At 71.3% G+C, this 18,504-nt stretch carries 14 protein-coding genes and 1 tRNA gene; 1 reads left to right on the top strand and 14 read right to left on the bottom strand.

Translation table 11 applies throughout. The annotated features are described in order from the left end of the window. The first annotated feature begins 59 nt into the window (after positions 1-59). The gene (locus OG702_RS17980) at positions 60-1,322 is read left to right on the top strand and encodes a serine/threonine-protein kinase (RefSeq protein ID WP_327289908.1); all 1,263 of its coding nucleotides are present in this window, start codon (positions 60-62) and stop codon (positions 1,320-1,322) included. Positions 1,323-1,350: 28 nt separating this feature from the next. On the opposite strand, the gene OG702_RS17985 is transcribed toward OG702_RS17980, so the two are convergent. From OG702_RS17985 to dnaA, 14 genes are all read right to left on the bottom strand, one after another. Continuing rightward, positions 1,351-2,781 (bottom strand): hypothetical protein, encoded by a 1,431-nt coding sequence (locus OG702_RS17985; protein WP_327289909.1) that lies wholly within the window; start codon positions 2,779-2,781, stop codon positions 1,351-1,353. A 74-nt stretch (positions 2,782-2,855) separates the two neighbouring features. After that, positions 2,856-4,820: a vWA domain-containing protein gene (locus OG702_RS17990; RefSeq protein ID WP_327289910.1), complete on the bottom strand. Its 1,965-nt coding sequence runs from the start codon at positions 4,818-4,820 to the stop codon at positions 2,856-2,858. 183 nt (positions 4,821-5,003) lie between these two features. Beyond that, positions 5,004-5,144, bottom strand: a complete 141-nt coding sequence (locus OG702_RS17995; protein WP_200804389.1) for a DLW-39 family protein — start codon at positions 5,142-5,144, stop codon at positions 5,004-5,006. Positions 5,145-5,315: 171 nt separating this feature from the next. Continuing rightward, positions 5,316-5,516: a hypothetical protein gene (locus OG702_RS18000; protein WP_327289911.1), complete on the bottom strand. Its 201-nt coding sequence runs from the start codon at positions 5,514-5,516 to the stop codon at positions 5,316-5,318. 18 nt (positions 5,517-5,534) lie between these two features. Next, positions 5,535-5,723 carry a hypothetical protein gene (locus OG702_RS18005; RefSeq protein WP_327289912.1) on the bottom strand — a complete coding sequence of 63 codons (189 nt, stop codon included), beginning with the start codon at positions 5,721-5,723 and terminating at the stop codon, positions 5,535-5,537. Between the two features lie 189 nt (positions 5,724-5,912). Further along, positions 5,913-5,989 (bottom strand) — tRNA-Ile (locus OG702_RS18010). A gap of 71 nt (positions 5,990-6,060) precedes the next feature. Further along, complete coding sequence (locus OG702_RS18015; RefSeq protein WP_327289913.1) at positions 6,061-6,747, bottom strand: DUF3566 domain-containing protein; 687 nt, start codon at positions 6,745-6,747, stop codon at positions 6,061-6,063. Between the two features lie 3 nt (positions 6,748-6,750). After that, complete coding sequence (gene gyrA, locus OG702_RS18020) at positions 6,751-9,393, bottom strand: DNA gyrase subunit A (protein ID WP_327289914.1); 2,643 nt, start codon at positions 9,391-9,393, stop codon at positions 6,751-6,753. Between the two features lie 43 nt (positions 9,394-9,436). Beyond that, a complete protein-coding gene (gene gyrB, locus OG702_RS18025; RefSeq protein ID WP_327293275.1) occupies positions 9,437-11,437 on the bottom strand; it encodes a DNA topoisomerase (ATP-hydrolyzing) subunit B in 2,001 nt (666 codons plus the stop codon). Positions 11,438-11,796: 359 nt separating this feature from the next. Continuing rightward, on the bottom strand, positions 11,797-12,345 hold the full coding sequence (locus OG702_RS18030; RefSeq protein WP_327289915.1) for a DUF721 domain-containing protein: 549 nt from the start codon (positions 12,343-12,345) through the stop codon (positions 11,797-11,799). Then, positions 12,342-13,511, bottom strand: a complete 1,170-nt coding sequence (recF, locus tag OG702_RS18035) for a DNA replication/repair protein RecF (protein WP_327289916.1) — start codon at positions 13,509-13,511, stop codon at positions 12,342-12,344. The genes OG702_RS18030 and recF overlap by 4 nt, the downstream gene beginning before the upstream one ends. Before the next feature lie 57 nt (positions 13,512-13,568). After that, complete coding sequence (gene gnd / locus OG702_RS18040; RefSeq protein WP_327289917.1) at positions 13,569-14,447, bottom strand: phosphogluconate dehydrogenase (NAD(+)-dependent, decarboxylating); 879 nt, start codon at positions 14,445-14,447, stop codon at positions 13,569-13,571. Between the two features lie 124 nt (positions 14,448-14,571). Continuing rightward, positions 14,572-15,702: a DNA polymerase III subunit beta gene (gene dnaN / locus OG702_RS18045; protein WP_327289918.1), complete on the bottom strand. Its 1,131-nt coding sequence runs from the start codon at positions 15,700-15,702 to the stop codon at positions 14,572-14,574. Positions 15,703-16,435: 733 nt separating this feature from the next. Beyond that, positions 16,436-18,376 carry a chromosomal replication initiator protein DnaA gene (dnaA, locus tag OG702_RS18050; protein ID WP_327289919.1) on the bottom strand — a complete coding sequence of 647 codons (1,941 nt, stop codon included), beginning with the start codon at positions 18,374-18,376 and terminating at the stop codon, positions 16,436-16,438. Positions 18,377-18,504 lie beyond the last annotated feature (128 nt).

Below are 18,504 nucleotides of genomic sequence, written 5' to 3' on the forward strand. Positions count from 1 at the left end.
CACGGGGACGGCAGGCAGGACAGCAAGCAGGCCGGCGAGCAGGGGGAGAGCGGTACGCCATGGGTGAGGTCTTCGCGGGCCGTTACGAGCTGGTGGACCCGATCGGGCGCGGCGGTGCCGGCGCGGTCTGGCGGTCCTGGGACCAGCGGCGGCGCCGCTACGTGGCGGCGAAGGTGCTCCAGCAGAGCGACGCCCACGCGCTGCTGCGCTTCGTCCGCGAGCAGGCGATGCGCATCGACCACCCCCATGTGCTGGCGCCGGCGAGCTGGGCGGCCGACGACGACAAGGTGCTGTTCACCATGGACCTGGTGCACGGCGGCTCGCTGTCGCACCTGATCGGCGACTACGGGCCGCTGCCACCGCGCTATGTGTGCGTGCTGCTCGACCAGTTGCTGTCCGGGCTGCACGCGGTGCACGCCGAGGGCATCATCCACCGGGACATCAAGCCGGCCAACATCCTGCTGGAGGCGACCGGCACCGGCACCCCGCATGTGCGGCTGTCGGACTTCGGCATCGCGATGCGCCAGGGCGAGCCGCGGCTGACCGAGGCCGACTACGTGGTGGGTACGCCCGGATACTTCGCGCCGGAGCAGATGATGGGCGCGGAGCCGGACATCCCCGCCGACCTCTACGCCGTCGGCCTGGTCGCCCTCTACCTGCTGAGCGGGCGGAAGCCGGACTCGCGCGCGATCGCGGAGCGCTTCATGGCTGAGGGTGTCCCCGGGGCGCCGGTCGGGGTGCCCGAGCCGCTGTGGCAGGTGATCGGGGCCCTGCTGCGGCCGGACCCGCGGGCCCGCTTCCGTACCGCCACCGGGGCGCGCAAGGCGCTGGCCGGCGCCGTCGAGCTGCTTCCCGAGCCGCCGCCGGGGGAGGAGCCGGTGGAGATCTTCGACCAGATCGGGCCGCTGCCCGAGGGCTTCGGCCCGGACGGCCCGCTGGCGGCGGGCCCCGTCGCCGCCTCCGTACGCCCGCCCGCGCCGCAGGCGCCGCCCGCGCCGCCACGGCAGGCGCCGGAGCCCGCTTACGTCTCGGCGACGGCCGGTTACCCGCTGGCGGCGCCCGCGCATCCGCCGACCAGGACCGACGTCCCGGCACCGGCGGCGCCGCAGGCCGCGCACCCCATGCCGCAGCCGCAGCCGCAGCCCCAGCCGCAGCAGTCGTCGCCGACGCCGCAACCGCCCCGGCCGGCCGCCGCCGGGCCCGAGGCCGCACCGCCCGCCCGCAGGCGGAAACCGGGACCACCCGCCTCCGTGGTGATTCCGGTTCTCGTGCTCGCCGCGATCTGCTTCGCGGTCGGCTTCTACGCGCTGGCCGGCAGTTGACCCTCCGGTCGCGCGGACCGCGCGGTCGTCACCAGGAAGGCGGCGGCCCGAAGCCGGGCGGCGGCGGGGGCACTTGCCGCGTCACGGTGTCCGGCAGGGCGGCCGCACGGCGTCGTGCGGCCAGGATCCACACCGCGAGCGCCAGCACCAGCACGGTGCCCGCGCCGAGCGCGGCGAAGCCCAGGAACCGCTTGGCGGAATTACCGGCGGGCGAGGAGGCGGCGGACTGCGGCGAACCGTTCGCCGCGGACACGTCGTGCGCCCCGACGCCGATGCCGGCCGCCTTCGGGTCCTGCGCGTAGGCCGGCGCGGCCTGCGCCGAGCCCGTCACGTCGACCCGCAGCGTCACCGGCACCGCGCCGCTGACCGCCTTGGCCACATCCGGGTGCACGCTCACCGCGAAGTAGTACCAGCCCGCGTAGCGCACCCGGGAGACCTCGGTGTCGTCGGCCGCACGGTTGGCGTAGGAGACCGGGGCCAGTTGCTCGTACACCGAGGCCGGGGTGCCCGTGTAGGAGTGCTCCTGGTCGTCGATGAGCTCGCGCACCGGGCTGTAGGCGGCCAGCCGCACCCCGGAGCCGATGTAGGCGCCGCTGTCGGTGACCTGGGCGCTGGAGAAGTCCGAGAAGACGGTCGCCTGCTGGCCCCAGTCGACCGGGACCTTGTAGAAGCGGGTCTCGCCCGGCAGCACCTTGTCCTTCCAGATGCCGGTCCTGACCGCGGCCGCGGTCTCGAACGACGTGCCGCCGGTCGCCTGGTGCGGGGTGCCGCTGGTCAGCGGGGTGGGCGTGGCCGTGCCGGCGCCGGCCGGGGCGTGGCCGGCTGCCGCACCGGCCTTGAGCGGCGGTTCGAGCACGTAGCGCAGTTCGAGCGGCCAGGCACCGGGGTCCGATGCGCCGTCACTGGTGCGGTGCACCGACAGCGTGTACTGGTTGGCGTCCTGGCAGGAGGTGTCGACGCCTATCAGCCGGGCCACCGCGCTGCCCACCGGGCGTACGGCGCCGTCCGCCTGGAAGTGCGCGTCGACGCTGTCGCAGTCGTCGCCGTCGGAGCTCTCCAGCTTCAGCTCGATCCCGTCGCCGTAGGCCACCCGGGTGCCGGGCGCGGGAAGGGCGAAGGCGGAGGCGTAGGCGGAGGACTTGTCGTCCAGCGTGATGCCGTAGATGCGGGTCTCGCCGACCTTGATGGTGTCGCGGTAGGTGACGCCCGGCTTCATCGCGGGGGCGTCGGCGGTGGTGGCCGCGCCCGCGATCACCGTGCCCTGCGGCTGCCAGGTCGCCGGCGCCCCGGGCCCGCTGGTCGGGGTCCCGTCGGCGACGGCCTGCCCGCCCAGGAAACCCTGGAGCGCGGTCAGCGCCAGCAGCGCGGCGGCCGCCGTCCGGATGCCGCGCCGGGTGACCCCGGCAGAGGCGCCGCGTCCAGCCATGGATATGCCGGGCGTCGCGGTCGGCGCCGCCATGGATGCCGCGCTACGCATGCCGCCCCGCCGCGCCCCCGCGGCGGATACAGCGCGCTTCGTCGAGCTGCCCCGTCTCATGCCCCACCCCTTGTCGTACCGCTCCGCCTGCGGTGCGCCAGCGCCACCGCTCCCATGCCGGCCAGCGCGAGGGCGCCGCCCGTACCCGCTGCCACCAGGTCCATGCCCTTGATGCCGCCGCTGGAGGAGGCGGGCGCGGCCGCGTCGGAGCCGCCTTTGCCGTCGCTCTGTACGTCGCCCTGCGTTGTGCCGGGTACATTGCGCTGCACATTGCCGTGGGCGGCCAGGGCCGGCGCCTGATACTGCGGCCCGGCCAGCTCGGTCCCGGTGACGTCGACCCGCAGGATCACCCCCACCGCGGTGTTCCTGGCGAGCTGGGCGGCGTCCGGGCCGAGGCCGACCGCGATCCAGTAGTCCCCCGCGGTGTGGACGGTGGCCGCGTCGCCGTCGTCCACCCAGCGGTTGGTCCAGGTCACCGGGACGGTGCCGAGGCCCACCGACGCCGGCGTCCCGTTGTAGAAGCGGTTGTCGCGCGCGTCCGAGGCGTCCTCGACGGGCAGCCGGCCCGGTGCGTAGGCGCTGGTCGCCACGAAGGTCGACGCGCTGGACGAGGCGCTGTCGAGCACCGGCTCGTTGGCGAATTCGGCCGCGTAGGTGAGCTGTTGGCCCCAGCCGACGTGCACCTTGTAGTAGCGGGTCTGGCCCGGCAGCAGCCGGTCGCGCCAGACGCCCTTGGTGACCTCGGCGGCGTCGTTGAAACCGGTCCCGCCGACCAGGTCCTTCGGGGTGCCGGTCAGCGGTGCGGGCGCTTTCCCGTAGTCGGTCCGCGCGGCCGCGGCGACCGTACCCTCCGGCAGCGGGGCCTCGTTGTCGAAGCGCAGCTCGACCGGCCAGCGGCTGCGGTCGGAGGTCGCCGCGGTGGTGCGGTGTACGGAGAACAGGTAGCGGGCGGCCTCGTCGCAGTCGTCCTTGCCGTCCCGGCTCGGCACCCGGCTCACCGCACCGGTCAGCGTCATCGCGCCCTCGTGCTGGCCGAAGTGCGCGGAGTCCGAGCCGCAGGTGTACGAGTACGTCCCGGTGCCGGCCAGCTTCAACTCGATGCCGTCGCCGTAGTCGACGGGTACGCCCGGCTGCGGGACCGCCGTCGCGGACAGGTCGGCGGTGCTCGCCGCGTCCAGCCGCGCGGCGTACCACCGGGTCTCACCGGGGCCGATGGTGTCGGTGTACTGCCCGGGGCCGATGGGCGCCGCCTTCGCCGGGGTCGCCCCGCCGGTCACCGGATCGCCCGCCATGCGGTAGGCGTCGGCGCTCAGCTGCGAGGCACGCACCAGCTGGCGGGCGAGGGCGGCGGCGTCCGGGGCGTCGTAATAGGCGCCGTGGCCGGCCTTCGCGATGCATTCCAGCTCGTCGCGCGCGGCGCCCTTGACCTGGAAGCCGACCGTGTCGACCCGCAGGTTCAGGCCGTCGCCCGCGAGTGCCGCCGCCACGTCGCAGGGCTCGGGCGCACCGCAGTTGGACTCGCCGTCGGAGACCAGCAGGATCGTCCGCCGGCCCTGCGCCGGAAGGTCGGCCGCGGCCCTGGTCAGGGCGAGCCCGGTGGGGGTGTCCCCCTTCGGCTGCACGGCGCCCACCGCCTGCTTCATCGCCGCCCGGTCAAGCGCCGTGACCGGCTGGGCCAGCGAGGTGTCGTCGCAGCCGTGGGTCTTTCCCGCGCCGTAGACCCGCAGCCCGGTCGGATAGCGGTCGGGCAGCGCGTCCACCACGGAACCGACGGCGGCGCGGGCCGATTCGATCCGGGTGTGCCCCGAGCCGTCCGGGCCTGCCATGGAGCCGGACGAGTCCAGCACCATGATCAGGCTGCCGTCCTGACTCCCTGCTGCGGGCGGCGCCGCCGACGCCGTGGTCGCGGCGAGCAGGCCCGCCCCCGCGAGCCCGGCCAGGGCGGCGAGTCCGGTGAGCCCCGCGAGCAGCAGGCCGGCGGCCGGCCGCAGGAACCGCCCCGGCGGTGGTCGTCGTTTCATGGCGCCACTTCCCCCATCGTTTCCGCACACCCGCGTTGTCGTTTGCTCAAGCAAAGTATTTGATTTGCTGGCGCAAACTCAAGCGGCTGCGGTCACGGTCCTGCAACAACGAAGGTCCCGGCCGCAGAGTGCGGCCGGGACCCGGGGCGGTCGCGGCACCTCACGGTGCCGCACCGCCGTGCGTCACACGTTCGCGCCGGAACCCGCCGGGACAGCGTCAGTGGCTTCCGTCCACAGGTCCTGCTCGGCGCGGTCCGCCTGAATCTGTCGGTACACGAACAGCCCGGCGACGGCGGCCAGTGCGACCAGGAGAAACTTCTTCATCGCGTGACCTCCTCCTTCATGGGTGGGGACAGCATCTGACGCGCCCGACTATACACAGCAGCCGATACCGAACGGTGACCTGAGGTCGGCACGCCCTACCCCTATTTTCCACCCGCCACACCCGGAGCACCGAAATCGCCCCGCACCGGCAGGAATCCAGGGACCTGCCGGTCACGGCGCGGGATTGACGGCGGGCCGGTCCTGGAGTTCCAGGACCGGCAGCACCCGCCGCTGGTCGACCAGCCAGTACGCCTCCGCGTAGCTGACGCCCCGACCGGCGTAGCGCTGGTGTATCTGCTCGGCCGGCCACTCGGCCGGCGACTGGTGGGTCCCACCCGGCCAGCGAGACCCGCACCGGGACCGGGTCGGCATCCGTACGGGCCGGGTCGTTCACGCGCCGTGACGTCCAGGTCGAGAGCCGCCTCCGGCCCGGTCGGCGCGGAAGGCCTCCCACCCCAGGAACGCCCCCGGAAGCGTCGGCACCAGCACCACGACCAGCGCCGCCGTACTCCCCAGGTGGTACTGCCGGTTCAGCCATAACGCGACCACCACGGCCGCCAGCTGCCCCGCCGCGTACACGGCACCGACGCGTCTTGTCCGCGATCCCGCCATAGCGGCACTTTTACCCACCCGGCACGATGTCTGCCTGCGGATGCCGACTCCGGTAGCCGACCGTGACCCTCCGCGCATCTCTGCCCCGCGGAAGCGAACTGAGCGCCCGCCCATGCGAACAGCCCCTCACGGAATCCCGTGAGGGGCTGCTTGCGCTGGTGGGGCTACCAGGACTTGAACCTGGGGCCTCTTCCTTATCAGGGAAGCGCTCTAACCGTCTGAGCTATAGCCCCGCGCTGCACCGAAAGATTAGCGCACGGCGGGCCATGTCCCAAAATCGGTATCGCGCCCCCCGTCGGGGGTCCTACTCGTCCTCGGCCAGCGTCAGCTCGACGCCGCCCACGAAGCCGGCCGACAGGTTGTAGATGAAGGCGCCCAGCGTGGCCAGCGCGGTGGCCAGCACCACGTCGATGACCGCGATCACCGTGGTGAAGAGCATCACGCGGGACAGCGACAGGAAGGCCACCAGGTCGAAGCCGCCCTTGCCGCCCTGCTCGGAGGTGGTGGCGTCGCTGATGGTGGACCCGACGGTGCTGAAGACACCGATCGTGTCCAGCACCATCCACAGCACGGCCACCGCCACGATCGTGCAGATGCCCAGCGCGATGGACAGCAGGAAGCTGACCTTCATCACCGACCAGGGGTCGGCCTTGGCGATCCGCAGCCGGGCCTTGCGCGTACGCGGCGCCGTACGGGCGGCCGGGCGCGGGCGGCGTACTCCCGCTGCGGCCGGCGATCCGTGCCCGCCGGACGTGCCCGGCTTGCTCGGCGGCGTCCCGCGGTTCCCGTGCCCGGCCGGCGCGGCAGCCGGCGGCGCCGGCGGCGCGCCGGGCGGCGGCGGCGCGTACGCCTGCGGCGGCTGATGCGGCTGTGCCGGTTGACGGGTGCCCGTCACGGCGAATCCCCCCTCGTCCGGGCCGTTGAGGTCGGCCGAGCCACGGGCACCCCCGGACCTCCCGGCCCCACCCGCGGCGCCCGTGGCTCCACTCACGGCTTACTCCTCCGGTTCACCGGCCGCGGGCTGCCCGCCCTCGGCCGCAACGTCGTGCTCACTGTCGTGCACTGTGTCATCATCCTCGACGCCGACGATACCGGCCGCCTCAGGATCATCCTCTGCTTCGGCATTACGCGCGATACCGACCACGGCATCCCGCTTGCCGAGGTTGATCAGCTGGACGCCCATGGTGTCACGGCCCGTCTCCCTGACCTCGTTGACCCGCGTTCTGATCACCCCGCCGCTCAGCGTGATGGCGAGGATCTCATCGGTCTCCTCGACCACCAGCGCCCCGACCAGCGAGCCCCGGTCCTCAACGATCTTGGCTGCCTTGATCCCCAGTCCGCCGCGGCCCTGCACCCGATACTCGTCCACAGCCGTGCGTTTCGCATAACCGCCGTCGGTGGCGGTGAAGACGAACGTACCGGTCCTGACGACATTCATCGAGAGCAGTTCGTCACCCTCGCGGAAACTCATGCCCTTCACACCGGACGTGGCCCGGCCCATCGGCCGCAGCGCATCGTCCGATGCGGTGAAGCGGATGCACTGCGCCTTACGGCTGACCAGCAGCAGGTCGTCGTCGGCCGAGACAAGCTCGGCGCCGATCAGCTCGTCGAAGCCGCCCTCGACCTGGGCCTCCCGCAGGTTGATGGCGATCACGCCGCCCGACCGCGGGGAGTCGTAGTCTCTCAGCGCGGTCTTCTTCACCAGGCCGGACTTGGTGGCCAGCACCAGATACGGCGCCGCCTGGTAGTCCTTGATGGCCAGGATCTGGGCGATCCGCTCGTCGGGCTGGAAGGCCAGCAGATTGGCCACGTGCTGGCCGCGCGCGTCCCGTCCGGCGTCCGGCAGCTCGTAGGCCTTCGCACGGTAGACCCGGCCCTTGTTGGTGAAGAACAGCAGCCACTGGTGGGTGGTGGTCACGAAGAAGTGGTCGACGATGTCGTCCTGCTTGAGCTTCGTGCCGCGTACGCCCTTGCCGCCGCGCTTCTGCGAGCGGTAGTCCTCGGTCTTGGTGCGCTTGACATAGCCGCCACGGCTGATCGTGACGACGATGTCCTCCTCGGCGATCAGGTCCTCGATGGACATGTCACCGTCGAAGGGCACCAGCTTGCTGCGCCGGTCGTCGCCGAACTTGTCGACGATGGCCTGCAGCTCCTCGCTGATGATCTGCCGCTGCTTCTCGGGCGAGGCGAGGATCGCGTTGTACTCGTTGATCTTCGCCTGCAGCTCGTCGTGCTCGGCGATGATCTTCTGCCGCTCCAGGGCAGCCAGCCGGCGGAGCTGCATCTCCAGGATCGCGTTGGCCTGGATCTCGTCGATGTCCAGCAGGCCCATCAGGCCTTCACGCGCCACGTCGACGGTGTCGCTGCGCCGGATCAGCGCGATGACCTCGTCGATCGCGTCCAGGGCCTTGAGCAGGCCGCGCAGGATGTGGGCGCGCTCCTCGGCCTTGCGCAGCCGGAAGCGGGTGCGCCGGACGACGACCTCGACCTGGTGGTTCACCCAGTTGCGGATGAACGCGTCCAGCGACAGGGTGCGCGGCACGCCGTCGACCAGGGCCAGCATGTTGGCGCCGAAGTTGGTCTGCAGGTCGGTGTGCTTGTAGAGGTTGTTCAGCACCACCTTGGCGACCGCGTCCCGCTTCAGCACGATCACCAGGCGCTGGCCGGTCCGCGACGAGGTCTCGTCGCGGACGTCGGCGATGCCGCCGATCTTGCCGTCCTTGACCAGGTCGGCGATCTTCTGCGCCAGGTTGTCCGGGTTGGTCTGGTACGGCAGCTCGGTGACGACCAGGCACTGCCGGTTCTGGATCTCCTCGACCGCGACGATCGCCCGCATGGTGATCGAGCCGCGGCCGGTGCGGTACGCGTCCTCGATGCCGCGGCGGCCGACGACCAGGGCGCCGGTCGGGAAGTCCGGGCCCTTGATGCGCTCCATGAGCGCGTCGAGCAACTCCTCCGGGGTGGCCGAGGGGTTGGCCAGGCACCACTGGGCGCCGTCGGCGACCTCGCGCAGATTGTGCGGCGGGATGTTGGTGGCCATGCCGACCGCGATACCCGCCGAACCGTTGATCAGCAGGTTCGGGAAGCGCGCCGGCAGAACCGTCGGCTCCTGGTTGCGGCCGTCGTAGTTGTCCTGGAGGTCGACGGTCTCCTCGTCGATGTCCCTGACCATCTCCATGGACAGCGGCATCATCTTGCACTCGGTGTACCGCATGGCGGCGGCCGGATCGTTGCCCGGTGAACCGAAGTTGCCGTTGGAGTCCACCAGCGGCATCCGCATCGACCACGGCTGCGCGAGCCGGACCAGCGCGTCGTAGATCGAGGAGTCGCCGTGCGGGTGGTAGGTGCCCATGACGTCGCCGACGACGCGGGCGCACTTGTAGAAGCCCTTCTCGGGCCGGTAGCCGCCGTCGTACATCGCGTACAGCACCCGGCGGTGCACCGGCTTGAGGCCGTCGCGCACGTCCGGCAGCGCGCGGGAGACGATGACGGACATCGCGTAGTCGAGATAGCTGCGCTGCATCTCGGTCTCGAGCCCGACGGGCTCGACACGCAGTCCGCCGGACTCGTTGCGCAGTTCCCGCTCGGACGCGGGGACGTCGGGCACGGGTGGGATGTTGGGGGTCTCGTCGGCCATCGCTGTCAGATTGTCCTTTCACACGGCCAAAGTGGGGGCCGACTCAGATGTCCAGGAACCGGACGTCCTTGGCGTTGCGCTGGATGAACGAGCGGCGCGCTTCCACGTCCTCGCCCATCAGCACCGAGAACAGGTCGTCGGCCTGGGCCGCGTCGTCCAGCGTGACCTGGCCGAGCACCCGGTGGTCGATGTCCATCGTGGTGACCCGCAGCTCCTCCGCGTTCATCTCGCCCAGGCCCTTGAAGCGCTGGATCGAGTCCTCGCGGATCCGCTTGCCGCTCCCCTTGCCCAGCTCGACCAGCGCGTCGCGCTCACGGTCGGAGTAGGCGTACTCGAAGTCGTCGCGACCCCACTTGATCTTGTACAGCGGCGGGCGGGACAGGTAGACGTGCCCGGCCTCGACCAGCGGACGCATGAAGCGGAAGAGGAAGGTCAGCAGCAGCGTGTTGATGTGCTGGCCGTCCACGTCGGCGTCCGCCATCAGGATGATCTTGTGATAGCGCAGCTTGGTGATGTCGAAGTCCTCGTGGACCCCGGTGCCGAAGGCCGAGATCAGCGCCTGGATCTCGGTGTTCTGCAGGATCTTGTCGATCCTGGCCTTCTCCACGTTCAGGATCTTGCCGCGGATCGGCAGGATCGCCTGATACTGCGGATTGCGGCCGGACTTCGCCGAGCCGCCGGCCGAGTCGCCCTCGACGATGAAGATCTCGCACTTCGTCGGGTCGTTGGACTGGCAGTCGCTGAGCTTGCCCGGCAGCGACGCCGACTCCAGCAGGCCCTTGCGGCGGGTCAGGTCGCGCGCCTTGCGGGCCGCGACCCGGGCGGTGGCCGCCTGGATCGACTTGCGGATGATGTCCGCGGCCTCGGTGGGGTTGCGGTCCAGCCAGTCGGTCAGGTGCTCGTGCACGACCTTCTGCACGAAGGTCTTCGCCTCGGTGTTGCCCAGCTTGGTCTTGGTCTGGCCCTCGAACTGCGGCTCGCCGAGCTTGACCGAGATGATCGCCGTCAGGCCCTCGCGGATGTCCTCGCCGTTGAGGTTGTCGTCCTTCTCACGGAGCAGCTTCTTCTCGCGCGCGTACTTGTTGACCAGGCTGGTCAGCGCCGCGCGGAAGCCCTCCTCGTGGGTGCCGCCCTCGTGGGTGTGGATGGTGTTGGCGAAGCTGTAGACGCCCTCGCTGTACTGGCTGTTCCACTGCATCGCGACCTCGACGGAGAGCAGCCGCTCCTTGTCCTCCGCCTCGATGTCGATGACGGTGGGGTGGATCAGCTCACCCTTGCGCGAGTTGAGATATGTCACATAGTCGACCAGGCCGCCCTCGTAGTAGTACGAGACGGCAAGCGGCTTGCCCTCCTCGTCCACGTGGTCGGCGCGCTCGTCGGTCAACGAGATCCGCAGGCCCTTGTTGAGGAACGCCATCTCCTGGAAGCGCCGGGACAGCGTCTCGAAGGAGTAGTCGGTGGTCTCGAAGATGTCCGGGTCGGCCCAGAAGGTGACCGAGGTGCCGGTCTCCTCGACCGTCTCGTTCTTCGCCAGCGGCGCGGTCGGCACCCCCAGCTTGTAGTCCTGCGTCCAGCGGTGGCCCTCGGTGCGGACCTCGACGGCGACGCGCGTGGACAGCGCGTTGACCACCGAGACGCCGACGCCGTGCAGACCGCCGGAGACCGCGTAGCCGCCGCCGCCGAACTTCCCGCCTGCGTGCAGGACGGTCAGCACCACCTCGATGGCCGGCTTGCCCTCGGAGGCGACCATGCCGACCGGGATGCCGCGGCCGTTGTCGACCACCCGGACGCCGCCGTCGGCGAGGATCGTCACATCGATGGTGTCCGCGTGCCCGGCCATCGCCTCGTCGACCGAGTTGTCGACCACCTCTTGCACGAGGTGGTGCAGGCCGCGTTCACCGGTCGAGCCGATGTACATACCCGGGCGCTTGCGCACCGCGTCCAGGCCTTCGAGCACGGTGATCGCACTGGCGTCGTAGGACTTGCTGGATTTCTCGTTGGGGTTGCCGGAATCGGCCACGAAGCGCCCTTTCTGGCACAGCACGAGCCGGGTCCCGCGGGGCGGGATCGGCTGCGTCTTCGACATGTTCCGCTGGGGTACCCCTGCCGCGATGCCAGGGGAGGGCGGTGTGACATCAGTCTACCGGTAGCGCCGACATGAATGGGGCTTTGCCGGTACCTCCCTTCCCATGTGCCGCCCAAACCGGCCGCCGCCCGACTCCCTACACGCGGCCCCGGTGCCAAAACCGCTCACACGGGCCTCCAGGGCTTCCGGCTGTCAGGGTCCGGCTACGCTGAGCAGGGGCGCGCTCCGCCGATCGCGCGAGCGTACGAAAAGGGCCGCCGTGAGTACGGCGACCCTTCCCCGCGCCAGGCCCGTGCGGGCGCCCGGCAGCGGCCCGCTCAGCCGTACGTGTCCCCCGGGCCCCGGCTGCCGGGCGCCCGCAGCCGGCCGTAGTTGCGGGTCGGCGCCGCCGGGGCGAGCACCTTGAGCAGCTTGACCGTGCCGTGGCCGAGGTCGGCGTTGAGCCGGGCCACCAGGGTCGGGGCCAGCAGCCGCAGCTGGGTCGCCCAGGCCGTGGAGTCGCACTGCACGGTGAGCACCCGCGCCTCCTCGTCGTAGCGGTCAGGCGAGCAGTGCTGGGCGACCTCGGGACCGACCAGCTGCGGCCAGCGGCCCATCACGCCGCCGACCGCGGCCGGCGCCTCCCAGCCGCGCTCGGTGATCAGCCGGTTGATGGCCGCGCCCAGCGGCAGCGGGTCCCTGCCGTCCGCCCTCGCGCCGCTGCGCAGCCCGCCCCGCCTGGCCTGCTTCTTCTGTACGGCCGCGGCGCCCCTGGCCCTGGCCTGCTCCTTGGCCGCCCGCAGCGCCACCCGCGCCAGATCCACGCCCGACGCCTCAGGGGGCGCGGGCTGCTGGGGTACGTCGCCGGTCCCCGCCGTCTCGCTCACTGCCGAACCACCGTCCCGTTCTCCACCGCGAAGCGCGCCCCGCGCAGCACTCCCGGTACGTCGTCGTCCACCGCCGCGGTGACCAGCACCTGCTCGCCCGGCGCCACCAGCTCGGCCAGCCGCTCCCGGCGCCTGGCGTCCAGCTCGGCGAAGACGTCGTCCAGGACGAGCACCGGCTCCTCCCCGTCGGCGCACAGCAGCTCGTAGGAGGCCAGCCGCAGTGCCAGCGCGTACGACCAGGACTCGCCGTGGCTGGCGTAGCCCTTGGCGGGCATCGGGCCGAGCCTGAGCACCAGGTCGTCCCGGTGCGGGCCGACCAGCGTCACCCCGCGCTCGATCTCCTGCCGCCGTGCCGCCGTCAGCGCTTCGAGCAGCCGCTGGAAGAGCTCCTCGCGGCCGGTGGCGCCCGCCATCGCCTCGTCGCCGATCGAGCTGCGGTAGTCCAGGCCCACCGGGCCGCCGCCCGGCGCCACCTGCTCGTACGCCTTGTCGGCCAGCGGCTGCAGCGCCGCCACCAGGTCGAGCCGGTGGGCCAGCAGCTCGGCCCCGACCGTGGCCAGGTGCTGGTCCCACACGTCCAGGGTGGACAGGTCGGCGCCCTTGCCGCCGTGCCTGCGGGCCAGCGCGGCGGTCTTCAGCAGCGTGTTGCGCTGCTTGAGCACGCGTTCGAAGTCGCTGCGCACCCCCGCGAGCCGGGGGGCCCGGGCGGTGATCAGCTCGTCGAGGAAGCGGCGGCGCTCGCCCGGGTCGCCCTTGACCAGCGCCAGGTCCTCCGGCGCGAAGAGCACGCTGCGGACGATGCCGAGCAGATCGCGCGGCCTGACCTGGGAGGAGCGGTTGATCCTGGCCCGGTTGGCCCGGCCCGGGTTGATCTCCAGCTCCAGCAGCCGGCGGCGCTCCGCGTCGGCCGGTATCGCACCGGGCAGGCCGGGCGACCCCTGCACCACCTGGGCGCGTACCACCGCACGCTCGGCGCCGACCCTGACCAGCGGGGCGTCGGAGGCGACCCGGTGGCTGCCCAGCGTGGCCAGATAGCCGACCGCCTCGACCAGGTTGGTCTTGCCCTGCCCGTTGGGGCCCACGAAAGCCGTGACGCCCGGGTCGAGTGGGACCTCGGCCCGGGCGTAGGAGCGGAAGTCGGCGAGCGACAGGTGCGCTACGTGCATCGCGTGCTTGGCGCGTCGCCGCGCCGACCTCCCTGCTTGCTGTGTGGTGCGGGCCGCCTACTCGGCGGCGGTGACGGCGTGGCCGCCGAATTCGTTGCGGAGCGCGGCGACCATCTTCATCTGCGGCGAGTCCTCCTGGCGGGAGGAGAAACGCGCGAAGAGCGAGGCGGTGATCGCCGGCAGCGGCACCGCGTTGTCGATCGCGGCCTCCACCGTCCAGCGGCCCTCGCCCGAGTCGTCGGCGTAACCGCGCAGGTTGGTCAGGTGCTCGTCCTTGTCGAGGGCGTCCACGGCCAGGTCGAGCAGCCAGGAGCGGATGACCGTGCCGGACTTCCAGGAGCGGAAGACCTCGCGGACGTCGGTGACCGAACCCACGGCCTCCAGCAGCTCCCAGCCCTCGGCGTAGGCCTGCATCATCGCGTACTCGATGCCGTTGTGGACCATCTTCGCGAAGTGGCCGGCGCCGACCCGGCCCGCGTGCACCGCGCCGGAGTCACCCTCGGGCTTGAGCGCGTCGAAGATCGGCTGCGCCTTGGCGACGTCCTCGTCCTTGCCGCCGTACATCAGCGCGTAGCCGTTGGACAGGCCCCAGACGCCGCCGGAGACGCCGCAGTCGACGAAGCCGATGCCCTTGGCCGCCAGCTGGTCGGCGTGCTTCTCGTCGTCCGTCCAGCGGGAGTTGCCGCCGTCGACCACCACGTCGCCGGGGGAGAGCAGCTCGCCGAGCTGGTCGATGGTGGACTGGGTCGCGGCGCCGGCCGGCACCATCACCCAGACCACCCGCGGCCCGTGCAGCGAGTCCACCAGCTCCTTGAGACTGTGGGCGTCGGCGAGATCCGGGTTGCGGTCGTAGCCGATGACGGTGTGGCCCGCGCGGCGGATGCGCTCGCGCATGTTGCCGCCCATCTTGCCGAGACCGATGAGACCGAGCTCCATCACAAACCCTTCGTTCGAGGCGTCGCGGGCGCCCGGGATATCCGGTGGACGCCGGCCGCTGCCTGACCCTGAACCTGACCTGGGGATGAGCCTACGTCGGCCGCGGCCCGCGCCGCGGGTGGGCTCAGCCGGACAGCCGCACCGGCATGATCAGGTACTTGTACGCCTCGTCGGGTTCGGCGTCGACGGCCGCCCGTCCGCTGAGCAGGGCCGGCTTGGTGGAGGTGGTGAACGACAGCTGCGCGGCGGGGGAGTCGATCGCGCTCAGACCGTCGAGCAGGAAGGTCGGGTTGAAGGCGATCGAGATGTCGTCGCCCTCCAGCGTGGCGTCGACCCTTTCCACAGCCTGTGCGTCGTCGCTGGAGCCGGCCTCCAGGGTGAGCACACCCTGCTCGAAGCTCAGCCGCACCGGGGTGTTGCGCTCGGCGACCAGGGCGACGCGCTTGACCGCCTCGACGAAGGGCGCGGTCTCGATCACCGCGACGGAGGCGAACTCGGTCGGGAACAGCGTGCGGTATTTCGGCAGGTCGCCTTCAAGCAGCCGGGTCGTCGTACGCCGCCCCGCGCCCTCGAAGCCGATCAGGCCCTCGCCCGCGCCGGAGCCGGCCAGTGCGATGGACACGGTGTCACCGCTGGTGAGTGACTTGGCGGTGTCCTGGAGCGTCTTGGCGGGCACCAGGGCGACGGCGGAGATGTCGGCCTGCTCCGGCTTCCACAGGAACTCGCGGACCGCGAAGCGGTAGCGGTCGGTGGCGGCCAGCGTCACCGTGTCGCCCTCGATCTCGATCCGCACGCCGGTCAGCACCGGCAGGGTGTCGTCCCGGCCGGCCGCGATGGCGACCTGGCTGGCGGCGGCGGCGAAGACCTCACCGGGGACGGTGCCGGACGCGACGGGCATCGCGGGCAGCGCCGGATACTCCTCCACCGGCAGGGTGTGCAGCGTGAAGCGGGAGCTGCCGCAGACGACGGTGACGCGCACCCCGTCGGTGGAGATCTCCACCGGGCGGTTGGGCAGCGCCCGGGAGATGTCGGCGAGCAGCCGGCCGGACACCAGGACGGTGCCCTCCTCGTCCACCTCGGCCTCGACGGCGACCCGGGCCGAGACCTCGTAGTCGAAGCCGGACAGGCTCAGCTGGCCGTCCTCGGCCTTGAGCAGCAGTCCGGCGAGCACCGGCACCGGGGGGCGGGCCGGGAGGCTGCGGGCTGCCCAAGCCACTGCCTCGGCAAGTACGTCGCGCTCCACCCGGATCTTCACCGGAACCGCCTCCTGCTTGTTGCCAGCTGTCGGGGAACAGTCTGACGCACAGGACTGTCACTCGGAGCGGCTTGGCGTCAAGCGGCGACACGAGGTGCCGGGCGGCGAGGGCCGAGTTGTGCACAGCAGCCACTTCGAAGCAGTTTCCCCGTTCTCTACGTGTAGTCGTAGTAGTAGGGGTTGTGGATACCGTGGATAACCGGTTCCTGCGCAGGTCAGCCGGTGTTTTTTATCCCCAGAGCCTGTGGACGGCACCGGTGGACAACCAGGGGGTGCTGTGGACGGCCGAAAGTTGTGCACACCCCGTACACAGGCGACCCCGGGTTGTCCCCAGCTCCGTCCCCAGAAATACCCCGGTTCTCCCCAGGCCAATCCACCACGTTGGTGTGACGGCTTTCACTCTCCCGTGGGACAGAGCGCATTTCGTTGCCGAACAGTGGACAAAGATGTGGAGAAGTGGCCCCGAGCTGTGCACAACCGGCCTCAACCTGTGGGCGAGCGGTGGACAACCGGTCGGGGGGCCTTGTGGACAGCCGGTCCGTCCACAGTCTGTGGACACCGGTTACCCACATATCCCCACCCCACTGAGCAGCCCGTACGCCGTCGCGGGCAGCCCGCCTGTGGAGAGTATCTGGACAACTCCGGTGTCCCCAGGGTGTGGACAGACAAATCGCCGCGATCCTGTGGACAACAGGACCGCGGCGACGGGTAATCGAACAGAAGGCGGCGCGCGTCAGCTCTTGATGCGGTTGGTCAGCTCGGTCACCTGGTTGTAGATGGACCGCCGCTCGGCCATCAGCGAGCGGATCTTCCGGTCCGCGTGCATCACCGTGGTGTGGTCGCGGCCGCCGAAGAGGGCGCCGATCTTGGGCAGCGACAGGTCGGTCAGCTCCCGGCACAGATACATGGCGATCTGCCGCGCGGTGACCAGCACCCGGCTGCGGGAGGAACCGGACAGGTCGTCCACCGCGAGCCCGAAGTAGGCCGCGGTCTCCGCCATGATCGCCGTCCCGCTGATCTCCGGCACCGAGTCCTCGCCGCCCGGGATCAGGTCCTTGAGCACGATCTCGGTGAGCTGCAGGTCCACCGGCTGCCGGTTCAGGCTCGCGAAGGCGGTGACCCGGATCAGCGCGCCCTCCAGCTCCCGGATGTTGCGGGAGATCCGCGACGCGATGAACTCCAGGACCTCGGGCGGCGCGTTCAGCTGCTCCTGGACCGCCTTCTTGCGCAGGATCGCGATCCGGGTCTCCAGCTCGGGCGGCTGGACGTCGGTGATCAGGCCCCACTCGAAGCGGTTGCGCAGCCGGTCCTCCAGGGTGACCAGCTGCTTGGGCGGCCGGTCGGAGGACAGCACGATCTGCTTGTTGGCGTTGTGCAGCGTGTTGAAGGTGTGGAAGAACTCCTCCTGCGTCGACTCCTTGCTCGCCAGGAACTGGATGTCGTCGACCAGCAGGATGTCCATGTCCCGGTAGCGCTTGCGGAAGGCGTCGGCCTTGCCGTCCCTGATGGAGTTGATGAACTCGTTGGTGAACTCCTCCGAGCTGACGTACCTGACCCGGGTGCCGGGGTAGAGGCTGCGCGCGTAGTGCCCGATCGCGTGCAGCAGGTGCGTCTTGCCCAGACCGGACTCGCCGTAGATGAACAGCGGGTTGTACGCCTTCGCCGGCGCCTCGGCCACCGCGACCGCGGCGGCGTGCGCGAAGCGGTTGGACGCGCCGATCACGAAGGTGTCGAAGAGGTACTTCGGGTTCAGCCGGGCAGTGGGCTCCACCGCCCCGCCGCTGCCGCCCGTACCGCCGCCCCCCGCGCCGCCGGGCGGCATCGAGGATCGGTCGGGCCGCGCGGCGGGCGGCGGCGCCCCCTGCGGGGGATAGCCGCCGGAGCCGGGTCCGTAGGGGCGGTCGGCAGGGTGCGCCTGGTGCGGGACGGCCGGGTAGCCGCCGTCGAGGCGGTCGGGGCGGTAGCGGTCCCGGTCGCGGTCCCCGCGGCCGTCCCGGTGATCGAGGTCGTCGCGGTGGCCGCGGGGATCCCTCGGGTCGCGGTGGTCGCGCCCGTCGAGCCGCGGGTCCCGCTGGTCCCTCGGGTCGCGGTCACCGCGGTCACCGCGGTCGTCGCGCGGGTCGCGGCTGTCTCGATTGTCGCGATTATCACGTCCGTCCCGAGTGTCGGGATACGGATCGGGCCTGCGGTCCTGGAAACCCCCGCCGGCCGGCGCCCCCCAGTTCCCGAGCCCGGGCTGCTGCCACTCCTCGCCCGGCGCACGCGGCGACCAGTCGTCCGTACCGCCATCCGGCTGATCCTGGTAGGCCCGGCGCATCCGCGGCGCCTCGTCGTAGGGATCAGGGCCGCCCTGCGGCTGCTCGGGCAGGACGGGCGGCGGCGGGGCGCTCGGATCCTGCTCGCCGCCGGACGCGACGGCGATGGCGATCCCCACCGGGTGACCGAACTCGTGGCTGAGCACATCGGTGATCAACTGCTTGAGCTGCTGCCCTTCGAGGATCTTCTTGGCGTACTCGTTCGGCGCCGACAGCACGGCGGTGCCGGCCACCAGGGCCAGCGGCTGGATGCGCCGGAGCCACTCGGCGTGGGTGGGTTTCAGGTCCTCGCTGTCCACCAGCAGCTTCCGGAGCACTTGTGGCCACACTGCGGCAAGATCGGCGGATACGTCAGCCACAGGGCACGCTCTCTCGGGTTGCTTAGTTGCGTAGGTGGGGGCAGCGAACTCCCGCAGGCGTGTGGACCTCGGCAGGGGCGGGAAGAGTACGGAGTTCAGCCACGGTAATCAGCGCGGCGTGCGCGGTT

This window comes from Streptomyces sp. NBC_01198, from assembly GCF_036010485.1.
Taxonomy (GTDB): domain Bacteria; phylum Actinomycetota; class Actinomycetes; order Streptomycetales; family Streptomycetaceae; genus Actinacidiphila.